This is a genomic window from uncultured Pontibacter sp. (genome assembly GCF_947495565.1).
Taxonomy (GTDB): domain Bacteria; phylum Bacteroidota; class Bacteroidia; order Cytophagales; family Hymenobacteraceae; genus Pontibacter.
In genome coordinates this window covers 158,277-182,306 of the sequence record NZ_CANLZM010000007.1, presented here as the reverse complement: position 1 = coordinate 182,306, position 24,030 = coordinate 158,277, and the positions used below count along the sequence as shown (strand labels likewise).

Below are 24,030 nucleotides of genomic sequence, written 5' to 3'. Positions count from 1 at the left end.
AACTCCCCTCCTTTGACAAGTCTCAGATCCCGGACTTGTTTCGGGAGAGGGGCAGGGGCGGTTAGACCCGATAAAACAAAAAAGGCCAGAGCCACTACAGCCCCAGCCTTTTATATACTTCTAAAATCTATACTTTACGCTTCGGCTTCTACTGTTACTTCTACTTTGGCCAGCGCCTGCTCAATGTCTGAAATAATATCCTCCGGGTGCTCCACCCCTACCGAGATACGCACCATCCCCTCGCCAATGCCCATTTTGGCGCGGTCGGCAAGGCAAATGTCAGAGTGGGTCATGGAGGCAGGGTGCTCGGCCAGCGACTCGGTTCCGCCCAGGCTTACCGCCAGTTTTATCAGCCTCAGGCTATTCAGGAACTTAAAGGCCTCTTTTTCGCCGCCTTTCAGGTCGAATGCGATCATGGAGCCGGCTGCGGTGCACTGTTTGTTGTAAATAGCCTGCTGGCGCGGGTTGTCCTGCAGGTCGCCGAGGTAATAGATTTTCTCTACTTTTGGGTGCTGCTTCAGGTACTCGGCTACCACCTCTGCGCCACGCGCCTGCGCCTCCATACGAATCTTCAGGGTTTCCAGGCTTCGCATCAGCATCCAGCCGGTCCAGGGGCTAGCCATAGAGCCTGCAAAAGTGCGCATGCCTTTTACCTGCTTCATCAGCGCGGCAGAACCGGCACAGGCACCGGCAATCAGGTCTGAGTGGCCGCCAATATACTTGGTGGCCGAGTATAGCACCAAGTCAGCGCCATGCTTGAGCGGGTGCGAGAACACCGGCCCCAGAAACGTATTGTCTACGGCTACTACCACTTTTTTGTCTTCTGTAGAGTGTTTTCTGGCCAGCGCTACGCATTCTTCTATATCCACCAGATGATTGGTTGGGTTGGCAGGCGTCTCCACATACACCATTGCCAATTTATCGGCCACGCCAGACTCCTCCAACTGCTGCGCAATCTCCTCTCCGGTGGCACAGGCCTGGAAACCTATACTTTGGATACCGAACTTCGGCAGGATATTTTTTATGTAGTAATCAGAGCCGCCGTAGATGGGCTCGCTGTGCAGAATCACATCGCCGGGCTTTAGCAGGGCCAGCAGTGTGGTACTGATGGCGGCCATACCGCTGGCAAACACTGCCGCTTCTTCGGCACCGTCCCAGAAGCGGAGGCGGTTTTCCAGTATCTCCAGGTCGGGGTTGTTGAGGCGGCTATAAATCAGGCCCAGCTGCTCTTCGTCGTTTTTCTCGCGCAAGCCGTAGGCCAGCTCAAAAAACGCCTTGCCTTCTTCGGCACTCTTAAAAACAAAAGTGGATGTTTGGTAAATCGGGGCTTTTACGGCCATCTCCGACCACTCCGGGTTATACCCGTAGCTCATCATTAAGCTTTCCGGCCGCACATGTTTTCCGTTTAAATGCGGGCCATTATGGTCCTCTTCTAGCTGCATAAGGTTAGATGTTATGGGTTAAAGGTTGATTAGTTTTAAGGTATAAATAGTTCAGGTGGATATTCTACTTTAGCCAGGTATAGCCCTTCAGATGGCGCCGCCCCGCTGGACTTGCGCCTATCCTGGCTGGCTATAACTTGCTCAAACTCCTGCACGGTTAGCTTACCGCGGCCCACGTCTACCAGCGTACCTACCACCAAGCGCACCATACCGCGCAAAAAGCGGTTGGCCCGAATAGTAAACTGCAGCTCCTCCCCCTCCTGCTTCCAGGCGGCTTCATACATGTTGCAGCGGTAGTGCTTGGTGTCTCCCTTCACTTTGCTGAAGGTCGTAAAATCCTCATACTTTAACAAGGTGTCGGCGGCCTCGTTCATTTTTTCCACATTTAGCGGGCGGCTGTGGTACCAGGCATGGTAGCGCTTAAAAGGGTTTTTGCGGAGCGTAATGTGGTAGTGATACGTGCGGGCAAAGGCATGGTAGCGGGCATGCGCATCGGGCTGCACCGGGTATAGATTTATGGCAGAGATATCCTCCGGAAGTAGGCGGTTGAGGCGGTAAACCACGTGCTGCGGGTCTAGGGGCTGCTGCGCATTAAAGTGCACAAACTGCTGGCTGGCGTGCACGCCTGTATCGGTGCGGCCACTGCCTGTGCTGCTAATTGGCTCGCGCAGCACTTTACTTAAACTATCTTCCAGCACCTCCTGCACCGACAAGGCGTTGGGCTGCACCTGCCACCCATGAAATCGGGTTCCGTCGTAAGCTATCTCTAAAAAATACCGCATAAGGCAAAGGTATGATTTTGAGACAAAAGACATACAGCAAATAATGGAAGACCGCTTGCTAATCTTAAAACAAATCGGCCGCCCAAAAGTATGAGCAGCCGATCTTGCTATTTGCAGCAGACACCCGCAGGAGTTGCGAGGCCTAAGCTTATACTTTCTCGTAGATGATGGCTGCGCCTTGGCCTACACCCACGCACATAGTAGCCAATCCATACTTTACGTTGTCGCGGCGCTTCATTTCGTGCAGCAGTGTGGCGGAGATACGGGTGCCGCTAGCCCCCAGCGGATGGCCAATGGCAATGGAGCCACCATTAACATTCACGATATCCGGATTTATTTCCAGCTGCTGCATACAAGGCACTGCCTGTGCCGCAAAAGCCTCGTTTATCTCTGCCAAACCAATATCATTTATACTTAAGCCAGCGCGCTTCAGGGCTTTTTGGGTGGCCGGAACAGGCCCCATACCCATGTGCGCCGGATCAACACCGGCCACGGCTGCCGACACCACACGTGCCATCGGCGTGAGGTTGTAGCGCTTCAGCATCTCCCCACTCACGATAATAGATACGGCCGCGCCATCATTTATACCGGAAGAATTACCTGCCGTTACCGAACCGTCTTTTTTAAAAGCCGGGCTAAGTGAGTTTAGCTTCTCCACTGACGAGAGGCGTGGGTGCTCATCGGTGTCAAAAACAATAGCATCTCCCTTTCGCTGCGGGATGTGCACCGGCACGATCTCGTCCTTAAACTTACCGGCCTCTGCGGCAGCTTTATACTTTACCTGCGACTGGTGCGCAAATTCGTCCTGCGTTTCACGTGAAATGCCGTAGCGCTCGGCCACATTCTCTGCCGTCTCGCCCATGCCAAACGGGTAATGCAGCTTAGCAAGGGCCGGGTTGGTAAAGCGCCAGCCAATGGTGGTATCGTATATTTCCGGAGTGCGTGAGAAGGCAGTCTCGGCTTTGGCCATCACAAATGGTGCGCGGGTCATACTTTCCACGCCGCCGGCCAGGTAAACTTCTCCGTCGCCGCAGGTAATGGCGCGGCTGGCATCCATAATAGCTTGCAGGCCGGAGGCACAGAGGCGGTTTACGGTAACGCCCCCTATCTCCTGCGGAAGCCCCGCCAGCAGCAGCGCCATGCGGGCCACGTTGCGGTTATCTTCGCCGGCTTGGTTAGCAGCGCCCATTACCACGTCTTCTATCAGGCTTGGGTCCAGGTTAGGGTTACGGGCCACGATTTCCTTCATCACCAGTGCTGCCATATCGTCTGGGCGCACGGAGCTGAGGGTGCCGCCAAACTTACCCACAGGTGTTCTAAGTATATCAACTATATAAGCAGTGTGCATCTTAATTTTAGTTTTACAGGTCTTTGTCTAATTTTGCATCTCTTTGCAAGATAATTTAACCATCACATGATACAAAGAATTCAAACCGTATTTCTGGCCTTGTTGGCCATCGCCATGATTGCCATGTTGTTTCTGCCGCTCTGGTCTAAAACAGACCCGGTTACAGGAGAGGAACTAGTGCTGACTGCCTGGAACTTAAAATCGCACTTTCTGAACGAGCAGGGTGAGCCTGGCTCGGCTGGCTCTATTCCGCAGCAGGGCGCTATTGCCATTGGCATGTTGGCCATTGCTGCCGCTGTTATTGCTGTTTACGAGATCTTTCAGTACAAGAGCCGCCTGAACCAGATGAAGCTCGGCCTCCTGAACACACTGATCCTGATGGGAACTCTGGGAGCCATGCTGTACTACGCTTATTTTGTGGGCAGCGACTTAATTGTAGCCGGTGAAAAAGGGACTTACGAGGCTGGCTTCTTTATGCCGCTGCTGGCGCTGGTGCTTAACTCTCTGGCCAACCGCTTTATCAGACGAGATGAGAACCTGGTGAGATCTGTGGACAGACTGCGATAGCAGACCGTAGATTTAACAAAAAGGCGGGTGCTGCTTCGGTAGCACCCGCCTTTTTGTTTTATACTTTGCAGATGAGTTTAAGCCTAAATCAGTGCCGAGGTAGACAATTATTTATGAGAGCCAGGAGCTTATTTACAGCTAAATACTTTCATCGTAGCTAGCGAAGAGATTTTTTGCTACAGCAACCAGTTTGTGCAAGTATAAAATAAGCGGAAGCTAAAACAGACTAAAAAAGCTCGGCGCAAGCATAACCTGCGCCGTTCTTAAGATGTCTAACTTTAATATCTTTAAATTCTAATCTCTGATTTCTATCTCCGCCGCGCGGCATACTCTTCCAGTTCCCGCACACTGCTGTCGAACCTGAACAGGTCGTAGATGTAGTAGAAGTGCTCTTGGTCGCAGAGGTAATCGTAAGCGTATTTAGCAAACTCTACACGGTTACTTTCATACTCCAACTCCAGCAGCAGGCGCTTCAGGTCATCAGCCATAATACTTCCGCCACGCAGCGCGTCGCGGGCTATACTTAGCTTTGTGCTCTCGAAGTCGCGGCTACGGATGGCCTCCACGGCACGGTCCAGCTCACGGGCCGAAAGCAGATTACGACAGCTTCCGTCCTGGTACTCATCGTAATCTCTATCGCGGCGGTGGTCCGGGTAGCGTGGCATCGGAGGGGCAGGCACCACCGGCCGCAGCGGCACCTCGCTTAGAAGCTTCAGGTAGGCTTTGCCGCTCCGCCCTAGGGTGCGCACGCCATAATTTGCCTCCACCCCGTGCGCCACAAACATCTTCTGCCCCATTTTATATATACCGTGGCGACTCTTTACTCGCAACTCAACGTAATGCTCGCCGGGCCGCACATCGTTCAGGCGCACATAGTTGGTAAACGAGCGATTAATGGTGCGCCCATTTACCCTAACCTGGAAATACTCACCGCGCTCAGCGGTGAAAGTAAGTATAGAGCTTTGCGCCCAAACCGGCAGTGCCAGCAGCACAAGCAGAAACGGTAATAAAAACTTCTTCATGGCAAGCATAGGTTTTTGCTTATACTTGCGTGAAGCCAATTATTGTGCCAGAGTGATTTTAGCTGCTGATTTACTTCTCCCGCTTTAGGTTAAGGTTGTAGTTGAGGCCAACACCAACAGACATTGGCTTGTGATGAAGGAGAGCGCCTCGATTATGCAGGCTTCTGTACAGGAACATGCCATCCGCAAAAATATCCAAACACTCACTCATCTTATAGTTTGCTGTAAGGCCTGCTGTAGCCACTACATTAACAGAGGCGTGCTCTTCATTATATATTTCTGACGTTTCACCCTCCAGGCTTTCTGTGCCTGTTGCTTTGATGTGGCCAATCACAGGAGCCAATGTAGCGTTAGCGTATACCTGAAGCCTTTTATAAGGATTAAATGGGTTGAACTTCAACGTGAAAGGTACTACTAAGCCCGGATGTTTTGAGTTTGCCTTGTTTCATAATGACTGCTATCTGCCAAAACAAACCTCGTGCCGTATGAAGTAACCTCGTTGGCACCGTATCCTAAACCGGCTTGTATAGTTGCTCTTTTGCTTAGCCTGTATCCATAATGTATGTTTAAGTACGGCATAACACCCGCCATCACTTTATACTTAGCTTTTCCCGCAACATAGTAACCGGTGGTGCTTATGCTTGCCCCTACGAAGGTTTTTCCTTTAGTGGAGTTGGAGTCAGGGTTGGGAGCCTGTTGTGCCACAGCAGCTAAAGCTGATAAAGAAAAGACGATAGACAATAATAGTGTTTTCATGTTGCTTGGCTTACCGCTTCAGGTTAAGGTTATAGTTAAGACCTACCCCCACTGATTTACTCTCATAAAGACTGCTTGATCGCGGTTCGAAGAAAAAGTTCTTGTAAAACAGGATTCCATCAGCATAAAGGTCTATCCGCTTACTGAGCCTATAGTTAAGAGTTAAGCCTGCTGTGGCGACCAAATCAAACGTATAGAATTTGTCATCATACAGAACAGTTACATCCTCATCATAGGTTTCTGTAGCTCTTGCCTTCATGTGGCCAAATACAGGAGCAAGCGAGGCGTTCGCATATAACTGCAGCCTCTTGTATGGGTTAAAGGGTGTCCATTTCAAGGTTAAGGGAGTAACTACTCCACGGATACGTTGATGATCTTGGATCATACTTAATTTACCATCTCGTAAAGAGCCTGTCCCGTGTCCGTTTATTTCATTGGCACCATAGCCAAGTCCGACTTGTACGATTGTTCTTTTGTTTAGTCTATACCCGAAATTAGCCTGTACAATTGGCATGATAGAGCTGAAGGACTCATGCTTGAGCTCTCCCATGATCGGGTATGGTGTGTTGCTTAACTCTATCCCGATGTAGAATTTATTTTCTGTAGAATCTGGGTTAGAAGTTTGCTGCGCCACAACAGCAAACGGGGAAAGCAGCAGAAAAAGGGCGAGTAAGTTTATTTTCATATTAAATCTATTTTATAGGTTAAAGCTGTAGTTGAGGCCTACTGCAACAGACTTAGCAGTTCGGGCATATGCGCTTTCTTGCCCAACATTCCTATAAAGCAGGTTCGCTTTACCGTAGCCTTCTAACCTGCTGCTGATTCTGTAATTCAGCTGTAAGCCTGCTGTGGCAATAGCAGATATACCAGAATCTTCAACTTCAAATGTTATGACTCTGTTTCCTTCATATTCCTCAGAATATTGGTGCCAAACAGAACCTATCACAGGTATAAATGAAGCAGTGGCATATAGTTGAAGCTTCCGGTTGGGGTTAAATGGCGTAAACTGCACTGTGAGCGGCATAGCTACACCGTAAATATTCTTGCTTCTGTAGTAGTTGATGATCGTATCATTTTGCCCGTAATAAATTCCGGAAAGTACGTCTTCCTTTTCTCTACCATAAGTCAGCCCAGCCTGTATATTCATTATTTTGGTTAACCTGTAGCCTAAATGCACGTGAGCAATAGGGGTAAAACCTCCTCCTACCTTTTTAATATTGTCCCACATATTATAGGAAATGCTACTCAACTCTAAGCCTGCGTAAAATCGCTTCGCGGACATCATAGCCGAATCAGGTTGAACTTGCGCTATTGCAGCAAGAGTGGCAACAGACAAAAGAAGAGACAAAAAAATTGTTTTCATTTAAGGTATGGTGAGAGGAGCATAAATACTTAACGCTTATAAACATACCTATATTAAAGTATAACAACAAGGTAATTTCAACCCCGTTTGTCACATCAGCTTTAGTCGATTTTTCATCCTGCCATACTTTATAAAGTGCCATTACTACCATCATAAACATTTCCCCGATGGCATTTCCTCAGCCTTTTGTAAAATAAAGCCCCGCAAAAAAAAAGCGCCACAGGTGCTGTACCTGTGGCGCTTTCTAAAGTATAATGTATAATTATCCCTCGTAATAAAACTCTCCATACTTACTCTTGATGGTCAGCTCATTGGTTTTGCTTTTCTCCACACGGCCGATGATTTGGGCCTCCACGCCAAAGCTATTCGAAATGTCAATCAAGCCCTGCGCGTGCTCCTCCGGCAGATAGATCTCAAGGCGGTGCCCCATGTTGAATACCTTGTACATCTCCTTCCAATCAGTGTGGCTCTGCTCCTGAATAATGCGGAACAGCGGTGGCACCGGCAGCAGGTTGTCTTTGATAATGTGCACCTTCTCCGTGAAATGAAGCACTTTAGTTTGCGCGCCGCCGCTGCAATGCACCATTCCGTGGATGTGCGGGCGGTGCTGTTTTAAAATCTCCATTACAATTGGGGCATAAGTACGTGTTGGCGAAAGTACCAGTTTGCCTACCTCTATGCCTGTCTCCTTGTCTATATCGGTTAGCCGCTTATGCCCAGAGTACACTAGGTCAGCAGGCAATTCCGGATCATAACTTTCCGGGTAAGATGCCGCCAGGTATTTATGGAACACATCGTGACGAGCCGAAGTAAGGCCATTGCTGCCCATGCCTCCGTTATACTCTGTTTCGTAAGTGGCCTGCCCATAGGAAGCAAAACCTACAATTACGTCGCCGGGCTGTATGGTGTGGTTCGAAATGACATCATCGCGGCGCATGCGTGCGGTTACGGTGCTGTCCACGATTATGGTACGTACCAAGTCGCCCACGTCAGCGGTTTCGCCGCCGGTGCTGTAAATACCTACACCATTGTCGCGCAGCATCTGCAGCACCTCTTCGGTACCGTTTATGATGGCCGCAATCACCTCACCCGGTATCAGGTTTTTGTTACGCCCGATGGTAGAGGAAAGCAGGATTTTATCAGTGGCGCCCACGCACAGCAGGTCGTCGGTGTTCATCACCACGGCATCCTGGGCAATGCCCTTCCACACACTAAGGTCGCCGGTCTCTTTCCAGTACATGTAAGCCAGCGAGGATTTGGTGCCGGCTCCGTCGGCGTGCATAATGGCGCAGTAGTCTTCATCTCCCGTCAGAATATCAGGGATGATCTTGCAGAAAGCTTTTGGGAATAGTCCTTTGTCGATGTTCTTGATGGCGTTGTGCACATCCTCCTTAGAGGCGGATACGCCGCGACGCAAATATCTGTTTTCCATAGTTTCAGGATGATTTGCCTACAAATTTAACAAAGGGAACGGCATTAGCGACAGCAGCGGCCATTTTTATACTTTAAAAGATGATTTGCAACCGTTCTGCAGCAGCATGGGTCATTTATATAGATGTATCACTATAAAATAACATAACTATGAAAACAAAACTGCTGCTCCCATTGCTGAGTGCCCTCTCTTACTTTTCCTCTCCTGCGCTGGCCCAAACAGATGTTCCAACCTCTAAACCGCAGGCCGTTGCACCTTACAAAACCTCCCTTGGCCTCCATGCCACGTGGGGCGGACCATCAGGCATTTCTTCTGAGCTCCGCCTGAAGCACTTCGTGGGTTCGCAGTCGGCGCTGGAACTGCAGGCGGGGCTGGGGCAGTGGCAGAACCGCGGGGTGTACCAAGCCTCGCTGCATTACCTGTGGCAACCGCAGCTACTCACCTCCAGCCGCTTTAGGCCTTACGCTGGTTTTGGTGTTGGCGCAGTAGGCAGCACCAGTTTTAATGAGAAACAAGACATGGAGATACAAGCTGCCCTCCTAACCTCCATCGGCATCGAGTATACTTTCCCGAAGTTGCCACTAGCTGTTTCTGTAGACTACCGCCATACGTTGGTCCGCCTCAACACGCACACATTTGATGCCTTTAACAAATCAAACATGGGCACGCTGGGCATCGGCCTGAAGTATACTTTTGGGAGATAATTTATACTTTAGGCTGATGCCGGTATTGTTGGAGCAGGTCCTGTTTACCCTTACCTATCTTTAAATCTGATTCAGAAAAAAAGAGCCGCACAAGTATAACACTTATGCGGCTCTCGCTGTAGTAGCGCTACACTGATTACTCCTGTATACGTACCACTTTAAATTCGGTGCGGCGGTTGCGCTGATGCTGCTCTTCGGTTTTGGCATTTCTCACTACCAGGCGGCTCTCGCCATAGCCTTTGGCTGTTATGCGTGAGCGGTCTATGCCTTTCGAGATGATGTACTCTACGGCAGACTCGGCACGGCGCTGCGACAGGTCTTGGTTATATATATCGGAACCACGTGCGTCGGTGTGGGAGCTAAGCTCAATGGAAATACCCGGATTATCTTCCAGTATCTGCACCAGCTTGTCTAGTTCCTCAGCAGCGTCCAGTCTAATGTTAGCCTTGTCAAAGTCGTAGAAGATGTTCTCCAGCACGATAGCTTTCTCCTTCACGATCTCGTTCAGCACCAGCGTAGATGACAAGCGCACCTCATTTATCGGGTCTTTCAGCTCGCTTTGGGCTGGCATTTTACCTACTGTCGTAATTCGCTGGCGCGCCGTAAAGAAATTTGGTTTTTCGGCAACCAAAGAGTAAGTAGAGGCAGAATCTAGCGGAAAGGAGAATTTACCTTCGGCGTCAGTGCTGGCCATGGCAACCTGTTTGCCTGCTTCATCCTGCAGCCTTACAGTGTTGTTTGGCACCGGGGTTCGCTGCTTAGCGCCCTCACGCAGCTGGTACAAGGTGCCATCCACGAAGAACTTCACCAGCTTACGGTCGCTGCGCACGAAGCGGTATAAATCGTCTCCCCCTTTGCCTCCTTCGCGGTTAGACGAGAAGAAGCCGAACTGCTCGTTCACGAAGTACATCCCAAAATCATCGCCCGGCGAGTTTACTGGCCTGCCCATGTTCACCGGCTTCCCGTTCTCGATGCGAAACAGGTCGAGGTTACCTAGCCCTGGCAAACCATCAGAAGCAATGTATACCGTTCCATCCGGCCCAACTGACACAAAGCTCTCGTTACCGGGTGTGTTAATATTGGGGCCAAGGTTTTCAGGGGCAGTAAAGCGACCGTTATCGTCTAAAGTCGATTTGTAGATATCCGTACCTCCCAAACCACCTCTGCGGCTAGATGAGAAGTATAAAGTTTTGCCATCTGGAGTAAAAGCTGGGGAAGAGTCCCAGGCTTCTGGATCGTTTATACTTAGCAGCTTCGGCTCAGTCCAGCCGTTGGCGCGGCGCTGAGACACAAACAAATCTACGTTACGGCGGCCTTTCTTGGTGCCTTCGTTACCTCGGGCGAACACCATAGTAGCGCCATCGTTGGCAAATGTTGCAAAAGCCTCATGCAGCTCTTCGTTATTAATGCTTTCATACTTGTGCACGGCACCTCCCATTTCGGCGGCAGAGTCTGTCAGGGTGGTAGAGAATAAGTCTAGGAAGCCTTCTCCGTTGCCTAAATACTCTTTGCCAGGCCCACGTGTAGAGGAAAATACCAGCTCGTTGTTGAGCACGTAAGGCGCAAATTCAGAGCCTTCTGTATTGAGCGCCTCCAGGTTCTGCACCTTATATCGCTCTCCTAAACCCATAATCTCGTCTAGCTGCTGCAGGTTTTCCAGTTCACGCACTGCCATAGAGCGAAGCTGGGGGCTGGTAGCCACTTTAACGTACTCGCCCATACGGCGCAGCGCCTCCTCATACTTGCCGTTAGCCTTTAGGGCCAGCGGGTAATAGAAGTATGCATCCTCTTTGCGGTAGTTGGCATCCAGAGCAGCTTTATAGTATGGTTCGGCCTCGGCTAAACGGTTAGAAAGTCGGTAAGCTTCAGCTATTTTATAGTTAACCTCTCCCGGGTTACCGGCTTTGCCCAACGCCTGCTTGTAAAACTCCAGAGCGCGCTCGTACTCCTCCTCCCCGAAACGTTTATCTCCTTTGCTAAGGTACTGGCTGGCACCGCAGCCGCTGAGCAGCAGCAGGAGCAGCACTATCAAACCGGTTTGTTGCAGTTGTTTCGCCAAGGGCTTTAGTGGAAGCATGTTGTGCATGAACAAGTATGGTTAAAGTTATGCCGGATCAGAAATAGCGGGAGAGCCAGCTGTTGCCGGCCTGCCGTGGCCATGCCTTTTTCAGCTCTCCGTAATTAGTTATAAGCGTATCAAAGTATAACGTGTTCTTGTCGATGTCGCCGGTTGCCACTTTGCTTTTCAGCTCCGGCATGCTTACCAGCTCCATCTCCCCGCCGTTCAGGAAAGCCAGCTGCGTACGGTCCATCAAAGACAGCCCGAACTGCTGCTCCAACTCCCGCACAAACCGTACGGAGGCATCTATGGAGCACCCGCTGGCAGCAGCGGCTTCCTCGTTGTTTGCCAGCACCAGAAAGCGCCCGTGCAGCAGCGCCGCCGAGGACTGCAAACCTTTTCCGTGGCTGCTCCACTCCGTAGCAAAACGCTCCAGAAGTGGCTTTATTTCAGTCTGCTCCGCCTCCGACAGGGATCTATTGGCCTGGTAAATCCAAATACGCGCCTGTGGGGGCAATTGGTCAAACGGAATATACATAGTTAATGGTTTACTTGTTGATTGTTAATTTGTTGACTCAGAAAGAGATTTAACCGTTTATTCTATTAGTAATAAGGCTTTATACCTGATCAAAAGAGAACAAGTATACTTTCCGAAAACAGCAATTCAAAAATATAGCAATCTATTTAGTAAGTCCTTCTGCCTGGGCGATCAGTTCCGCAATATCGAAGACTTTTACGCTTTCCTCTTGCTCCTTGTTCTTTACGCCGTCGTTCATCATTACCATGCAGAACGGGCAAGCTGTGGCGATCACACCGTTGCCAGCTCCCAAAGTAGCCAGTGCTTCCTCTGTTCTTTCGACGTTAACGTCTTTTGTGCCCGGTTCCGGCTCTTTAAACATCTGGGCACCACCGGCACCGCAGCAAAGGCCGTTGGCGCGGCTACGCTTCATCTCCACCAGATCGGCATCCAGGGCAGCTAGCACATCGCGTGGCGCTTCATAAATATCGTTGGCCCGGCCCAGGTAGCAAGAGTCATGGAACGTGATGCGCTTGCCTTTAAAAGCCTCGCCTCCCTGTACTTTCACTCTGCCTTCGTTTATCAGCTGCTGCAGGAACGTGGAGTGGTGAATTACTTCATAGTTGCCGCCCAGATCCGGATATTCGTTTTTGATGGTGTTGAAACAGTGCGGACAGGCTGTTACGATCTTTTTGACGTTGTAAGCATTGAGAACCTCAATGTTGGTAATTGCCTGCATCTGAAACAAAAACTCGTTGCCTGCACGCTTTGCTGGGTCGCCGGTACAGCTTTCTTCGGTGCCTAGTACGGCATACTTTACGCCTACGTGCTCCAGAATCTGCACAAAGGCGCGGGTTACTCTTTTATAACGGTCGTCAAAAGCGCCGGCGCAGCCTACCCAAAACAACACTTCAGGCTCCTCGCCATTCGCAGCCATCTCGGCCATAGTCGGCACTTTTACTAATCTTTTATTCTCTTCCATCTGATATTTGAATTGGTGGTTGTTGATGAATGATTGTTGTTCCTGCTATTCAGGCAATCTCCGTCAACGCGCAACTAATAATAAGCAATCAACAATTAATTTTTAGAAGGCACATACAGCTCGTCGGCCCAGTTAAAGCGGTCGGAAGCCGGAAAAGCCCACGGTGCGCCATTGTTTTCGATGTTGGTGAACATGGCATTTAACGAGGCCGGCGCTGCTGACTCCTCCAGCACCAGGTAGCGGCGCAGGTCCATAATAGTAGACACCTGGTCAATGTTTACCGGGCAAGACTCTACGCAGGCGTTACAGGTGGTGCAGGCCCAAAGTTCTTCCGGTGTGATGTAGCCGCGCAGCAATTCTTTCTCCTCTGTAGTCTCCACGCGCTCCACGCCCATTTCCTTGTAGTGGTTTGGCGCAAAGATGGCTGGGTTCTCACCTTTCTCCTCCATCCTGTCGCGGGTATCCATAATGATCTTGCGCGGCGACAGCAATTTACCGGTTAAATTGGCTGGGCAAACAGAAGTACAGCGGCCGCACTCTGTACAAGTATAGGAGTCCATCAGCTGCTTCCAGGTCAGGTCTTCCACGTCTTTAGCACCGAAACGCTGCATAATCGGGTTACCCTCGGCGTCTACCTCAGGGGCAGGCGGCTGGTAGCTAGGGTCCAGCATGGCTTTAATCTCGTGCGTAATGGCCGGGTTAGTGGTAAACTTCCCCTTTGGCAGCAGCTTAGAGTAGTATACATTCGGGAAAGCCATGATGATATGGAAGTGCTTAGAGCTTGGCAGGTAATTCATGAAGGCAAGTATACCCAGGATGTGAAACCACCAGCCTACTTTAGCAATGATGTACAGCTGCTCAGGGTCTTCGCCGAAAATATCTACAAAGAGCTGGCTAACCGGGTAAGCACCCACAACCTCCTCGCCTGCCAGCAGCACGCGTTTCATGTCAGCGATATTGAACACGAACAGCGCCAGCATCAGCACGATCTCTACCACCAGAATGATATTGGCATCTACTTTTGGCCAGGCGCGCATCTCCACACCGGTTGCCAAACGCGGCACTTTGGTTACGTTACGCCTCCACAGGAACATGGCGCAGGCAACAATTACCAGAGCCGCCAGTATTTCGTTAACTGCCATCAAGCCACTGTACAAAGGACCTACAAAGCCCAATACACGGTGTGTTCCGAAAATACCATCGATCAGTATCTCCAGCACCTCAATGTTGATTACGATGAAGCCCACGTACACAAACAGGTGCAGCACAGCCGGCAGCATGCGTTTAAACATTTTCTGCTGCCCAAACGCCACCAGTAAAGTTTTGTTGATACGCTCAGATGGGTTGTCAGCGAGCTCTGTGTCGCGGCCCATCAGCACGTTCTTGCGGATCTTGCGGATCTGCCATATAAACAGCCCGATGCCAACGGCAGCCACAATTAAAAAGATGATGTTCTCTATTCCTATCACGGCAAATTATTCGTTATACATACTAATTAGTAGATAAAGATAGCAGAATATTAAGAAAGATGTACGCTGGCGCACTTTTTTAAAATATTTTTCTGCTGAATGTTTGCTACTTCAAAAATGGTTGCTACTTTTGCATACCCTTTAGAAACAAGGGGCACAACAAGAGCTGGTGATGTAGCTCAGTTGGTAGAGCAAAGGACTGAAAATCCTTGTGTCGTTGGTTCGATTCCAATCATCACCACCAGCTTAAACCCTTACCCTAACAGGTAAGGGTTTTTTGTTTTATGTCTTTCTAACCAGCACTTCCTATACTTTGTTTATGCCTCCACAGTTTTGCAGGCAGGGTGATTAGCCGCAATCTTAGCTTAGGTATCATACTTTAGCCTGAGAACCAAAACCTGCCCCTGCCTCACCATCAAAAATGAAAGTATAGGAAGCGCTATAGTTTGACAGCATAGCCCCCATATTGGCACCAAGAACTGATACAGCGATAAACTATAGAGAAGATGCTGCAGTTAGGCTAAGGCTGGCATTTAGCACGCAGCTCCAGCAGCGCTGCACTATACCCTAGCTCATAGGCTTTAGAAAAATGCACGCAGGCAGAGTCTGGCTGCTGCTGCTCCATCTCCGTGCGGCCCAGCAGGTAGTACAGGCGGCCATTCTCACGGTCGGCAATTAAGCCGGCGCGGTAATCCTGCTCTGACTCCTCTAGCTGCCCCTGCTTAAAGTAGGCAAACCCCCGGAAGGTAAGCGCCTCCACCTGCTCTGGCCCGGTAGTACTGTAGCGCAGGAAAATATTAAGATCCTCAATGGCTGGCTTATACTCCTTCAAGTAAAAAAGACGAATCTCCCCTCGCTTCAGGTGAGCATGCCATAGCCGGTCGTTCAGTTCCAACGCTTTTGTCAGGTCTTGCTCAGCCTGGCGGTACTGGGCCAGCTGCTGCAAACTTCGCCCACGCATGTAGTATACTTGTGCCGAAGGCCGCTCCTGCAGTGAGATAGTCTTATTGAGATCTTGTAACGCCCCAGAGTAGTTCTCGTACACATCCAGCTCAATCATGGCGCGGGCCTCATACGCTGCGGCCTTGTCTGGTTTAAAGTGGATGGCGTCTGTCAGCAGGCGGTGAGCGTTGGTGTATTTGCCATCAGCAATGTATGTTAAAGCAGTTTTATACTTGTCTTCGCCGGCAATATGGTCCATCACGGTTTTGAGCAACAGGCTAAAAAGTATGAGTCCGCCAGCGAAGGCTAAGGTAATGTACCAGTCTTTGCGTGAGAAGCTGCTGCTTTTGGACTGCCGCTTTTTATAGCCCCGCTCCGACACGCCGGCAGGCTCGCGGGTGGTATAGTGGCGCGGTTCGTAACGCCGCGGCTGGTGCTGCATAACGGCACGCTGCTGCTGCTCGCGCTGGTACTGCAGCCGAAGGTCGTAGAGGGCACGCTTACTCGGGTTAGACAGTATCTGGTAAGCAGAGTTCGCCTGCTTAAACAGCTCCTCGGCAAGCAAGTTACCAGGGTTCTTGTCCGGGTGATACTTTATGGCAAGCCGCTTATATGCCGCTTTCACTTCCTGAGCAGAGGCCGTTGGGCTTATACCTAATACCTGGTAGTGGTTGTGATTCAAGTATATTTAAATCTATGGGTTAGATCTTTCTTAAATTTAACTAAACCTATACAATTAACCTCAAAATCCGTACTACAGTTTTAACAAGTTATACTTTACGTAAATTTTTTAATCTACCCTCGTATATAAAACAAGTTTTATAAAAGCTGAAAAAGAAACATGGCGCTACAACAAGAAGATAACGGAACCCGTGAAAAGAACCCCCACCTGATGGAGAACCTGATGGGGTATATTGACACCCGCATAGACATTATACGTCTGGAGATACAGGAAAAGCTGAAGGCTGCTTTTGTAGGCACCATACACGGCGTGCTGCTAGGGGTGATTGCCTTCATGGTCCTTATCTTCGTCAACATCTTTCTGGGCCTGCTGCTCAACCACCTCCTCGACAGCTCTTTTTGGGGGTTTGGCATTGTGGCGCTGTTTTACATCATACTCTTGGTTATACTTGTAATAGGCTTGGATAAAAAGATTTTTCAAGGCGTGGCCGACAAGGCTTTCGATAATACCATCTATAAATCAGACAAACGAGAAAAACACATATGAGCGAATTAAACAACCCACTTTTTAATAATGAGCGCGACTTCCTGGAGCGGCAGAAGGAGGAGTATAAAAGAGCGCTGATGGGCGATGTTGATCAACTTAAGTCGCAGGGGCAGGAAATAGGCAAGAAAGCAGCCATAGCTGGCGGCGTGCTGCTGGCCGGCTTGCTGGTGAAGCGCTTGTTCTCTGGCGGAAGCAAGAAAAAAGAAAAAGCAGCCAAAACAAAGAAAAGAAGAAGAGGCAAAAGTGAATCTCAAGGCACGTTTGTAGCCACAGCCTCACCGGCCTATACTTCAACGCCGCTTATAGATTACGACTCTTACGTGCATGAGCAGGAGGATGCTTATACTATCTCTTCGGAGCGTATGCCCCACGCCAACCAGTCGGAGGACGTAAAAAAAAAGCCTGAGCCGTTTCTCACATCCAAGCTAGGCAAGGCCTTGCAGCAGCAGGTATTAGCGCTGCTGGTAATGTATGGCACCAAAAAGCTGGAAGAATACTTAAACAGTGTCTCTGAAAATAACGATATTGCGGTTAAACCCACTGCGGCTGAGCCTGTAGTAGCGGTTACTGAGATAGAGACAACCGAGTATATCGTTCCGGAGAAGGATGCCATTTAATACAAAACCACCCAAACCACAGTTTCACGCAGGCAGGAAGCATTTCGCCGTGCTGCTCGACCCCGACAACCTGACGGATGCCTCCTGCCTGAACCTCATCGCCCTCACCGAAGCCCACCTAGTGGATTTTTTCTTTGTTGGCGGCAGTCTCATCACCTCCCAGAACCAGGCAGGTATCATCAGCCTCCTGAAGCAGCACAGCAACATACCGGTTATACTTTTCCCGAGCAGCAGCCAGCATATCGACACACAGGCCGACGGCATTTTGCTCCTTTCCCTTATTTCGGGCCGCAACCCGGACTTTTTAATCGGGCAGCATGTTATATCGGCACCCGTACTTAAGGCCAGCCAACTACAGGTATACCCTACCGGCTATATGCTGATAGACACCGGCAGGCAAACTACTGCTTCTTATATGAGCGGTACCACGCCTATACCTTTTGATAAACCCGCTATTGCCGCCTGCACAGCCATGGCCGGTGAGCTTTTGGGGCTACAGTACATTTATATGGATGGTGGCAGCGGAGCTATGCAGCCGATATCTGCCGACATGATTGCGGCTGTGCGCGAGGCCGTGGAGTTACCCCTTATAATAGGCGGCGGCATCGACACAACAGAAAAAGCCACGGCAGCGCTTGAGGCAGGCGCAGATATAATTGTTATTGGCAACCACATAGAAAAAAACCCCGGCTTTTTGGCCGAGGTTTCTTCTATTGTTGCATCGTACAACGTTTCCTTAGGTGTTCATCGCTGATTCGCGGCGACGCATCTTACCGGCAGGTATACCAAACATCATCTTGAAGCGGCGGCAGAAGTAAGCCGTGTCTTTGTACCCAACTTCTTTACCGATCTCACGGATGCTCTTCTTGGTAGTGCGCAGCAAGAATACTGCACGCTCCATACGCTGATATTCAATATAGTCCTGTGGGTTAATGCCAGTCAGCATCTTGAAATACTGGCCTACATAATCCTCAGACACATTGGCTACGTTAGAAAGCACTTTGTTTGACAGATCGCCACCCAGGTTCTCCTTAATGTAGTTGAACAGGTCTATGAGGCGAGGGTCCTTGAAGTAGGTGCTGTTTGTTGCCAGCTGCTCCACGAACATTCTGTTCTTCAGGATATGGCGCACAATCTCCACTACAATCTGCTCCGTGTACAGGTTAATCAGGCGCTCTTTTCCTGGCAGCTCCTGCATGCTCTCTTCTACCACTTTGATTACCAGGTTGGCGAGCTTAGAATTGTTAGAGATCAGGAATGCCGGCAGATCTAATGAAGCAAAAAAGTTAACCGAGTCAAAAACTTTCGCCTCAAAGCTAACATAAGTATGGCTTTCCTCAGCATCACCGATCAGATCTAGGTCGTTGTTGCTTTTAAAGAATTTCTCTCTGTTGGTGATCAGGTCATCATTTGTAATGGCTTTCCCTTCACCAGACGGGCCATAGGTCACTTTGGTGCTTCGGCCACCAGGTATAAATAGAAGTTCCCCTTCTTCTACTGCCTGCTCCTCGTCACCAAAAAAGATACTGCCCTTATGTAGCAGGATCAAATTGTTTCCTACATCGTAGTAATTGCGCACCGTAAACGGCTGTTGCAACACTAGATTTTTAGCCTTAATGAACCGCACCCCAAGCGATTCAATAATCTTATTGTAATCTTCCATGTGTGTTACCAACTAACTTTTATACTATAAACCCTTTAATTTTGGCCTAAAGCTAAGACTAATCTTTATAAACTTCAAAACTAATATTAAAATTTATTTTAATTCAATAAAGACTATCTATCGCTCAATTCACATGGAAACAGCATTTTAGGCCTGATCTTACTTAAGCAGTTCTCTCGAAATTACTATTTTCTGTATCTCGGAAGTGCCCTCGTAAATTTGTGTAATCTTTGCATCACGCATCAAACGCTCTACATGGTATTCTTTCACGAATCCGTAGCCACCATGTATTTGCACTGCTTCCACGGTTGTTTCCATAGCCACCTTAGAGGCAAACAGCTTTGCCATAGCACCTGACATACCGTAATCACGGTGCTCGTCTTTGTCGTAAGCGGCCTGAAGGCATAAAAGGCGGGCAGCCTCAATGTTTGTTGCCATATCGGCCAATTTAAACTGTATAGCCTGGTGCTTGGCGATCTCTACGCCAAAGGCCTTGCGCTCCTTAGAGTATTTCAAAGCTAGCTCCATAGCTCCTGATGCGATACCTAAAGCCTGAGAAGCGATACCGATACGCCCTCCAGCTAGTGTTTGCATCGCAAACTTAAATCCGAAGCCATCTTCCCCGATTCTATTCTCTTTTGGTACTTTTACGTCAGAAAACATTAAAGAGTGAGTATCTGAGCCACGAATTCCTAATTTATTTTCTTTTAGTCCAACTTCAAATCCTTCCATACCGCGCTCTACAATAAGCGCATTAATGCCGCGGTGGCCTTTTTCAGGGTAAGTTTGTGCAATTATTATGTAAACGGAAGCTGTGCTACCATTGGTAATCCAGTTTTTTGTACCGTTCAACAAATAATAATCGCCTTTGTCTTCGGCGGTTGTGCGCTGCGATGTAGCATCAGACCCTGCCTCAGGCTCAGAAAGACAAAATGCACCGATAATTTCACCGGTTGCCAGCTTAGTCAAGTACTTCTGCTTCTGCTCTTCCGTACCGAAATGCTCCAGCCCCCAGCATACAAGCGAGTTGTTTACCGACATTACCACAGACGCAGATGCATCCACTTTGGAGATTTCCTCCATGGCCAGCACATAAGAGACACTATCCATACCGCCGCCGCCGTACTTCGGGTCTACCATCATACCCATAAAGCCTAGCTCACCCATTTTCTTGATCTGCTCAGCAGGGAATTTCTGGTGCTCATCGCGCTCAATAACGCCTGGTAAAAGTTCTGTCTGGGCAAAATCGCGGGCGGCAGCCTGTACTGCCAAATGTTCCTCTGTTAATTGAAAATTCATATGCGTTATCTAAAGGACGATATTTGATTAATTTTAATTCCAGTGCAAAACTATGAAATTCAGTTGCATTAATTCAACCTGATATTCTATTAATTGTTGTGATAAACCGTGGTTTTGTACTTTTTTGCCTGCTAGATGTTGCTATCTAACGCAAAAATAAAGCGCCGCCCGTGCGTGTGCAACAGGCGGCGCTTTCATAATCAGGCAGTTTATACTTCTTTAGTCGCGGCGCCCCATCAGCAGCGACACATAGTATAGCAGCGTAGCCAAAGAGCCTAACGCAGCCACTACGTAAGTTAAGGCAGCCCATTTCAGAGCGTCTTTTGCCATATCATGCTCCTGCGTTGTTACGATGCCACGGCGGTCTATCCAGGCGAGCGCACGCTTACTTGCATCAAACTCCACCGGCAGTGTTATAAAACTGAACAAGGTGGTAAGGCCAAACAGCGCCACGCCAATGGCCAGCGGCACTGGCGTAGTCTGTAACAGAAGTATACCAATCAGGATAATCCACTGCATGTAACGTGAGGCTATACTTAGCGCAGGCACCATAGCTGACCTGAACTTCAGGAAGCTGTAAGCTTTAGCATGCTGCACGGCGTGGCCACATTCGTGAGCAGCTACGGCGGCGGCGGCGGCACTGCGGGCCTCGTACACGTACTCGCTCAGGTTCACCGTTTTGTCAGCCGGGTTGTAATGGTCTGTCAGGCGGCCTGCCACCGACATGACTTTCACATCAGTTATACCATTGTCGCGCAGCATCATCTCCGCTACCTCACGGCCCGAAAGGCCAGAGCTCAATGGTGTCTGGGAGTATTTCTTAAACTTGCTTTTCAGGCGGGCACTTACTCCCATACTGATCAGCATGAATACGATACCAATAAAATATATTCCGAGCATTGTCTTTTGTTAGCTTTATTTAGGGTTATTACTGTTCTCTATTTTCTTTACGATGTTAGTGGTAGAATAGCCTTTTACGAGCGGCACGGTCTTAACCGATCCGCCACGCGCCTGCACCACCTCGTGCCCCACGATCTGCTCCACAGCATAATCATCGCCTTTAACCAGTATATCCGGTTGCACAGCTTCGATCAGCTTTAGAGGTGTGTCTTCATCAAAGAGCACTACGGCATCTATGAACAAAAGAGATGCCATAACGCGTGCACGTGACATTTCGTCCTGTAGAGGACGACTGGGTCCTTTTAAACGGCTAATGGAGGCGTCAGTATTCAGCCCTAGAACAAGCTTATCGCCTAGTTGTTTGGCTTTCTCTAAATAGTCGACGTGGCCAAGGTGCAGCAGGTCGAAGCAGCCGTTGGTGAAGACAATTTTCTGGCCTTGGTTGCGCCAGTTTTGCACCTGTTTCTGCAGTTGCGGAAGTGTGTAAATTTTATCTTTTGAGTTCATGGGTGTTAGCAGAAGCATGGCTTTGCTGTGTTACCGGCTTTGCGCGGCGCAGCATGCTTGCCATAAAGCTAATCACTCCCATTACAACTACCAAAAGAGTTTGAGATGTATGCGCCAGTAGTGCATAAGCCATACCAGCCTCTTTCGGCACGCCGTAAAGCAGCAGGGTGGCCTGCACCATCAGGTGGTACACGCCAATACCGCCTTGCACCGGCGCCGCCATGCCCAGCGTGCCCGCCAGAAGCACCGATAGCGCAGCGCCCCATCCTAAATCGGCAGTGGCCGGCAAAGCGTAAAATACAGAAAAACTCATGCCGTAGTACATCAGCCACACAAAGATGGTATGTCCCCAGAAGGCTAATTGATTCTCGAGCTTGGTGATGCTGAACACGCCCTTCAACATCCCCTTTGCAAAACGTACCGCCTTCCGGAAGTAAACATTTCTGCGCAAAAGGCTCAGGTAACGCAGCCCCATAAACAGCAGCACCGCTACCGAGAGAAGCATTACCCAAAACACCCAGTACAGCGAACTTATACTTTGCTCCAGGTTTGTATACTTATCTGTTATCAGACTCAGAAAGAAATCACGGATTCGGCCGAACTCAATTAGAAAAGTAAGCCCCACCACCAGCAATAGCATAACCATATCGATAATGCGTTCTGCTATTACGGTGCCGAAGCCTGTGTTGAGCGGCAGATTATCGGAGCGGCGCAGCATTGTGCAGCGCACCACCTCGCCCATGCGGGGCAGCACCAGGTTGGCCAGGTAACCCAGCATCATGGCGTTGTAGGTGTTGCGGAGCGGCGGGTTGTACCCGGTAGGCTTTATCTGCATCTGCCAGCGCATAGCCCGGCTCAGGTAAGCAAGCACGCCCATCAGCACAGATACCATTACCCAACCGTAATTGGCACCCAGAAACTCTGCCCACATTTTCTGAAAGTCCAGCTCCTTCAGCGCGTACCACATCAGAAATGCAGATACACCCAGCAGCAGGACATACTTCAGGAACGAGAGCAGTTTATTCATGCAACGGAATTATACCAGCCGGTTGTGCTGATCAGGGAATACAAGCGTAGGCGTATGGTTTTTAGCTTCTTCGAACTTGATGCTGCAGTACGAGATAAGGATCACCACATCCCCTACCTGCACCTTACGGGCCGCAGGGCCGTTCAGACAAATAGTACCGGTTCCGCGTTCTCCCTTAATCACGTAAGTTTCAAAGCGCTCACCGTTGTTGATGTTCACGATCTGTACTTTCTCATTCTCCACAATGTTAGCGGCGTCCATCAGGTCCTCGTCAACAGTGATGCTGCCAACATAGTGCAGCTCGGCCTGGGTTACCTTACAACGGTGGATTTTTGATTTTAAAACCTCAATATACATGGTGTAATTTGTATTGGAGCGCAAAGTTAGACAATTGGCCGCATAATAACTACCAACGCGCTATAGCAGCTTTAGCTTATCTGCCTTCCCAACAATCTATACTTTGTTAAAATTCACCAGTATGTTATCAATCAGGCGCACAGGGCCTACAAAGGCAGCAATGCACAGCGCCACCTCCTGCCCCGGCTGCACGTCGGTGAGCGGCTGCAGGGTATCAGGGTGCACAATCTCAAAGTACTCCAGCTGCACCTGGTCTACATTGGCAAGATAAGCCTCTACAGTGGCTTTTATAGTGTAGACTGGCTTCTTGCCCAGTTGCTCTTTGGCTAGTTGCAAAGCACTGTAAAGTATAGTGGCCGTATGCTGCTGCGCTGCGTCAAGGCGCCTGTTTCTGGATGACATTGCCAGTCCGTTAGCCTCGCGTATAGTTGGGTAGCGCACCACCTCCACATCAAAGCTCAGCGCCTGCACCAGTTGCTTTACAATAGCCACCTGCTGCAGGTCTTTCTGGCCAAAGTAGGCGCGGTGCGGCTGCACAAAATGAAACAGCTTACTTACAATAGTCGCCACCCCGTTAAAGTGCCCCGGACGGTGCTCCCCTTCCATTACCGTCTCTAGTGGCCCGAAACTAAACTGCAAGAGCGGCTGTTGTACATATACCTCCTCTGCGTGTGGGGCAAACAGAATGTCGCAGCCAACTGTTTTCAGCAGCGCGGCATCTTGCTCCATTGTGCGGGGGTAGTGCTTATAATCGTCCGGGTTATTGAATTGAGTAGGATTTACGAAGATACTGCAAACAGTTACGTCGTTCTCCTGCGCCGAGGCGCGCAGCAGCTGTAGGTGCCCCTCGTGCAGAGCGCCCATTGTCGGCACAAAGCCAATGCTTTTGCCGTCGCAACGCAACGCTTTAATACGATCCCGGATGATACTAACCTGCTCTATAACTTCCATGTCGGTGGTGTGTCTGTATTAACGCCTCTGAAAAGCCGGTAAAAGTAAGTTATAACGTTTTAAATTGAAAATCAGAATAAAAAATACTAATTTTGC

At 49.5% G+C, this 24,030-nt stretch carries 26 protein-coding genes and 1 tRNA gene; 6 read left to right on the top strand and 21 right to left on the bottom strand.

Features of this window, described 5'->3' with window-relative positions; genetic code table 11:
* Positions 1-134 precede the first annotated feature (134 nt).
* From Q1B04_RS10980 to Q1B04_RS10970, 3 genes are all read right to left on the bottom strand, one after another.
* Complete coding sequence (locus Q1B04_RS10980; protein ID WP_299758858.1) at positions 135-1,442, bottom strand: cystathionine gamma-synthase family protein; 1,308 nt, start codon at positions 1,440-1,442, stop codon at positions 135-137.
* Positions 1,443-1,477: 35 nt separating this feature from the next.
* A complete protein-coding gene (gene truA / locus Q1B04_RS10975) occupies positions 1,478-2,224 on the bottom strand; it encodes a tRNA pseudouridine(38-40) synthase TruA (protein WP_299758857.1) in 747 nt (248 codons plus the stop codon).
* Positions 2,225-2,372: 148 nt separating this feature from the next.
* Positions 2,373-3,572: an acetyl-CoA C-acyltransferase gene (locus Q1B04_RS10970; protein WP_299758856.1), complete on the bottom strand. Its 1,200-nt coding sequence runs from the start codon at positions 3,570-3,572 to the stop codon at positions 2,373-2,375.
* Between the two features lie 66 nt (positions 3,573-3,638).
* On the opposite strand from Q1B04_RS10970, the gene Q1B04_RS10965 reads away from it, so the two are divergent.
* Positions 3,639-4,139, top strand: a complete 501-nt coding sequence (locus tag Q1B04_RS10965) for a DUF4293 domain-containing protein (RefSeq protein ID WP_299758855.1) — start codon at positions 3,639-3,641, stop codon at positions 4,137-4,139.
* 308 nt (positions 4,140-4,447) lie between these two features.
* Here the strand turns inward: Q1B04_RS10965 and Q1B04_RS10960 are convergent, their stop codons facing one another.
* From Q1B04_RS10960 to Q1B04_RS10935, 6 genes are all read right to left on the bottom strand, one after another.
* Positions 4,448-5,161 (bottom strand): DUF4476 domain-containing protein, encoded by a 714-nt coding sequence (locus Q1B04_RS10960; RefSeq protein ID WP_299758854.1) that lies wholly within the window; start codon positions 5,159-5,161, stop codon positions 4,448-4,450.
* Positions 5,162-5,231: 70 nt separating this feature from the next.
* On the bottom strand, positions 5,232-5,561 hold the full coding sequence (locus Q1B04_RS10955) for a hypothetical protein (protein WP_299758853.1): 330 nt from the start codon (positions 5,559-5,561) through the stop codon (positions 5,232-5,234).
* A 14-nt stretch (positions 5,562-5,575) separates the two neighbouring features.
* Positions 5,576-5,917, bottom strand: coding sequence for a hypothetical protein (locus Q1B04_RS10950; protein ID WP_299758852.1), 342 nt, complete (start codon positions 5,915-5,917; stop codon positions 5,576-5,578).
* Positions 5,918-5,927: 10 nt separating this feature from the next.
* Entirely contained in the window at positions 5,928-6,602 is a 675-nt protein-coding gene (locus tag Q1B04_RS10945) for an outer membrane beta-barrel protein (protein WP_299758851.1), read from the bottom strand.
* Positions 6,603-6,614: 12 nt separating this feature from the next.
* The gene (locus Q1B04_RS10940; protein WP_299758850.1) at positions 6,615-7,280 is read right to left on the bottom strand and encodes an outer membrane beta-barrel protein; all 666 of its coding nucleotides are present in this window, start codon (positions 7,278-7,280) and stop codon (positions 6,615-6,617) included.
* A 262-nt stretch (positions 7,281-7,542) separates the two neighbouring features.
* Complete coding sequence (locus Q1B04_RS10935) at positions 7,543-8,712, bottom strand: AIR synthase related protein (protein ID WP_299758849.1); 1,170 nt, start codon at positions 8,710-8,712, stop codon at positions 7,543-7,545.
* A 149-nt stretch (positions 8,713-8,861) separates the two neighbouring features.
* Here Q1B04_RS10935 and Q1B04_RS10930 point away from each other — a divergent pair, with 149 nt between their 5' ends.
* On the top strand, positions 8,862-9,416 hold the full coding sequence (locus tag Q1B04_RS10930) for a hypothetical protein (protein ID WP_299758848.1): 555 nt from the start codon (positions 8,862-8,864) through the stop codon (positions 9,414-9,416).
* Positions 9,417-9,552: 136 nt separating this feature from the next.
* Here the strand turns inward: Q1B04_RS10930 and Q1B04_RS10925 are convergent, their stop codons facing one another.
* From Q1B04_RS10925 to Q1B04_RS10910, 4 genes are all read right to left on the bottom strand, one after another.
* Positions 9,553-11,475 (bottom strand): OmpA family protein, encoded by a 1,923-nt coding sequence (locus tag Q1B04_RS10925; protein ID WP_299758847.1) that lies wholly within the window; start codon positions 11,473-11,475, stop codon positions 9,553-9,555.
* A 55-nt stretch (positions 11,476-11,530) separates the two neighbouring features.
* The gene (locus Q1B04_RS10920; protein WP_299758846.1) at positions 11,531-12,013 is read right to left on the bottom strand and encodes a hypothetical protein; all 483 of its coding nucleotides are present in this window, start codon (positions 12,011-12,013) and stop codon (positions 11,531-11,533) included.
* Positions 12,014-12,155: 142 nt separating this feature from the next.
* Positions 12,156-12,974, bottom strand: coding sequence for a (Fe-S)-binding protein (locus tag Q1B04_RS10915; protein WP_299758845.1), 819 nt, complete (start codon positions 12,972-12,974; stop codon positions 12,156-12,158).
* A gap of 95 nt (positions 12,975-13,069) precedes the next feature.
* Positions 13,070-14,443, bottom strand: coding sequence for a (Fe-S)-binding protein (locus tag Q1B04_RS10910; protein ID WP_299758844.1), 1,374 nt, complete (start codon positions 14,441-14,443; stop codon positions 13,070-13,072).
* A gap of 168 nt (positions 14,444-14,611) precedes the next feature.
* Between Q1B04_RS10910 and Q1B04_RS10905 the strand changes: the two genes are divergently transcribed.
* A tRNA-Phe gene (locus tag Q1B04_RS10905) sits at positions 14,612-14,687 on the top strand.
* 276 nt (positions 14,688-14,963) lie between these two features.
* On the opposite strand, the gene Q1B04_RS10900 is transcribed toward Q1B04_RS10905, so the two are convergent.
* Complete coding sequence (locus tag Q1B04_RS10900) at positions 14,964-16,067, bottom strand: DnaJ domain-containing protein (RefSeq protein ID WP_299758843.1); 1,104 nt, start codon at positions 16,065-16,067, stop codon at positions 14,964-14,966.
* Positions 16,068-16,226: 159 nt separating this feature from the next.
* Here Q1B04_RS10900 and Q1B04_RS10895 point away from each other — a divergent pair, with 159 nt between their 5' ends.
* From Q1B04_RS10895 to Q1B04_RS10885, 3 genes are read left to right on the top strand one after another with little or no spacing between them, the layout of a single operon-like run.
* Positions 16,227-16,613 (top strand): phage holin family protein, encoded by a 387-nt coding sequence (locus Q1B04_RS10895; RefSeq protein ID WP_299758842.1) that lies wholly within the window; start codon positions 16,227-16,229, stop codon positions 16,611-16,613.
* The gene (locus tag Q1B04_RS10890; RefSeq protein ID WP_299758841.1) at positions 16,610-17,230 is read left to right on the top strand and encodes a hypothetical protein; all 621 of its coding nucleotides are present in this window, start codon (positions 16,610-16,612) and stop codon (positions 17,228-17,230) included. The genes Q1B04_RS10895 and Q1B04_RS10890 overlap by 4 nt, the downstream gene beginning before the upstream one ends.
* Positions 17,220-17,984 (top strand): geranylgeranylglyceryl/heptaprenylglyceryl phosphate synthase, encoded by a 765-nt coding sequence (locus Q1B04_RS10885; RefSeq protein WP_299758840.1) that lies wholly within the window; start codon positions 17,220-17,222, stop codon positions 17,982-17,984. The genes Q1B04_RS10890 and Q1B04_RS10885 overlap by 11 nt, the downstream gene beginning before the upstream one ends.
* Here Q1B04_RS10885 and Q1B04_RS10880 read toward each other — a convergent pair.
* The 7 genes from Q1B04_RS10880 to panC all read right to left on the bottom strand — a co-directional run bounded on the left by Q1B04_RS10880 (position 17,967) and on the right by panC (position 23,934).
* Positions 17,967-18,893: a helix-turn-helix domain-containing protein gene (locus Q1B04_RS10880; protein ID WP_299758839.1), complete on the bottom strand. Its 927-nt coding sequence runs from the start codon at positions 18,891-18,893 to the stop codon at positions 17,967-17,969. The two genes, Q1B04_RS10885 and Q1B04_RS10880, sit on opposite strands and share 18 nt — an antisense overlap.
* Positions 18,894-19,052: 159 nt before the next feature.
* Positions 19,053-20,192, bottom strand: coding sequence for an acyl-CoA dehydrogenase (locus Q1B04_RS10875; RefSeq protein WP_299758838.1), 1,140 nt, complete (start codon positions 20,190-20,192; stop codon positions 19,053-19,055).
* 219 nt (positions 20,193-20,411) lie between these two features.
* Positions 20,412-21,092: a zinc metallopeptidase gene (locus tag Q1B04_RS10870; RefSeq protein ID WP_299758837.1), complete on the bottom strand. Its 681-nt coding sequence runs from the start codon at positions 21,090-21,092 to the stop codon at positions 20,412-20,414.
* 15 nt (positions 21,093-21,107) lie between these two features.
* A complete protein-coding gene (gene rfaE2, locus Q1B04_RS10865; RefSeq protein ID WP_299758836.1) occupies positions 21,108-21,599 on the bottom strand; it encodes a D-glycero-beta-D-manno-heptose 1-phosphate adenylyltransferase in 492 nt (163 codons plus the stop codon).
* Positions 21,583-22,626: a lysylphosphatidylglycerol synthase transmembrane domain-containing protein gene (locus Q1B04_RS10860; protein ID WP_299758835.1), complete on the bottom strand. Its 1,044-nt coding sequence runs from the start codon at positions 22,624-22,626 to the stop codon at positions 21,583-21,585. The genes rfaE2 and Q1B04_RS10860 overlap by 17 nt, the downstream gene beginning before the upstream one ends.
* 9 nt (positions 22,627-22,635) lie before the next feature.
* Positions 22,636-22,983: an aspartate 1-decarboxylase gene (gene panD, locus Q1B04_RS10855; RefSeq protein ID WP_299758905.1), complete on the bottom strand. Its 348-nt coding sequence runs from the start codon at positions 22,981-22,983 to the stop codon at positions 22,636-22,638.
* Between the two features lie 96 nt (positions 22,984-23,079).
* The gene (gene panC, locus Q1B04_RS10850) at positions 23,080-23,934 is read right to left on the bottom strand and encodes a pantoate--beta-alanine ligase (protein ID WP_299758834.1); all 855 of its coding nucleotides are present in this window, start codon (positions 23,932-23,934) and stop codon (positions 23,080-23,082) included.
* Positions 23,935-24,030 lie beyond the last annotated feature (96 nt).

Excerpts from the sequence above, each read along its gene's own strand:
- Q1B04_RS10980 (WP_299758858.1), bottom strand. The coding sequence starts at position 1,442 with ATGCAGCTAGAAGAGGACCATAATGGCCCGCATTTAAACGGAAAACAT.
- truA (WP_299758857.1), bottom strand. The coding sequence starts at position 2,224 with ATGCGGTATTTTTTAGAGATAGCTTACGACGGAACCCGATTTCATGGG.
- Q1B04_RS10970 (WP_299758856.1), bottom strand. The coding sequence starts at position 3,572 with ATGCACACTGCTTATATAGTTGATATACTTAGAACACCTGTGGGTAAG.
- Q1B04_RS10965 (WP_299758855.1), top strand. The coding sequence starts at position 3,639 with ATGATACAAAGAATTCAAACCGTATTTCTGGCCTTGTTGGCCATCGCC.
- Q1B04_RS10960 (WP_299758854.1), bottom strand. The coding sequence starts at position 5,161 with ATGAAGAAGTTTTTATTACCGTTTCTGCTTGTGCTGCTGGCACTGCCG.
- Q1B04_RS10950 (WP_299758852.1), bottom strand. The coding sequence starts at position 5,917 with ATGAAAACACTATTATTGTCTATCGTCTTTTCTTTATCAGCTTTAGCT.
- Q1B04_RS10945 (WP_299758851.1), bottom strand. The coding sequence starts at position 6,602 with ATGAAAATAAACTTACTCGCCCTTTTTCTGCTGCTTTCCCCGTTTGCT.
- Q1B04_RS10940 (WP_299758850.1), bottom strand. The coding sequence starts at position 7,280 with ATGAAAACAATTTTTTTGTCTCTTCTTTTGTCTGTTGCCACTCTTGCT.
- Q1B04_RS10935 (WP_299758849.1), bottom strand. The coding sequence starts at position 8,712 with ATGGAAAACAGATATTTGCGTCGCGGCGTATCCGCCTCTAAGGAGGAT.
- Q1B04_RS10930 (WP_299758848.1), top strand. The coding sequence starts at position 8,862 with ATGAAAACAAAACTGCTGCTCCCATTGCTGAGTGCCCTCTCTTACTTT.
- Q1B04_RS10920 (WP_299758846.1), bottom strand. The coding sequence starts at position 12,013 with ATGTATATTCCGTTTGACCAATTGCCCCCACAGGCGCGTATTTGGATT.
- Q1B04_RS10915 (WP_299758845.1), bottom strand. The coding sequence starts at position 12,974 with ATGGAAGAGAATAAAAGATTAGTAAAAGTGCCGACTATGGCCGAGATG.
- Q1B04_RS10895 (WP_299758842.1), top strand. The coding sequence starts at position 16,227 with ATGGCGCTACAACAAGAAGATAACGGAACCCGTGAAAAGAACCCCCAC.
- Q1B04_RS10890 (WP_299758841.1), top strand. The coding sequence starts at position 16,610 with ATGAGCGAATTAAACAACCCACTTTTTAATAATGAGCGCGACTTCCTG.
- Q1B04_RS10885 (WP_299758840.1), top strand. The coding sequence starts at position 17,220 with ATGCCATTTAATACAAAACCACCCAAACCACAGTTTCACGCAGGCAGG.
- Q1B04_RS10880 (WP_299758839.1), bottom strand. The coding sequence starts at position 18,893 with ATGGAAGATTACAATAAGATTATTGAATCGCTTGGGGTGCGGTTCATT.
- Q1B04_RS10875 (WP_299758838.1), bottom strand. The coding sequence starts at position 20,192 with ATGAATTTTCAATTAACAGAGGAACATTTGGCAGTACAGGCTGCCGCC.
- Q1B04_RS10870 (WP_299758837.1), bottom strand. The coding sequence starts at position 21,092 with ATGCTCGGAATATATTTTATTGGTATCGTATTCATGCTGATCAGTATG.
- rfaE2 (WP_299758836.1), bottom strand. The coding sequence starts at position 21,599 with ATGAACTCAAAAGATAAAATTTACACACTTCCGCAACTGCAGAAACAG.
- Q1B04_RS10860 (WP_299758835.1), bottom strand. The coding sequence starts at position 22,626 with ATGAATAAACTGCTCTCGTTCCTGAAGTATGTCCTGCTGCTGGGTGTA.
- panD (WP_299758905.1), bottom strand. The coding sequence starts at position 22,983 with ATGTATATTGAGGTTTTAAAATCAAAAATCCACCGTTGTAAGGTAACC.
- panC (WP_299758834.1), bottom strand. The coding sequence starts at position 23,934 with ATGGAAGTTATAGAGCAGGTTAGTATCATCCGGGATCGTATTAAAGCG.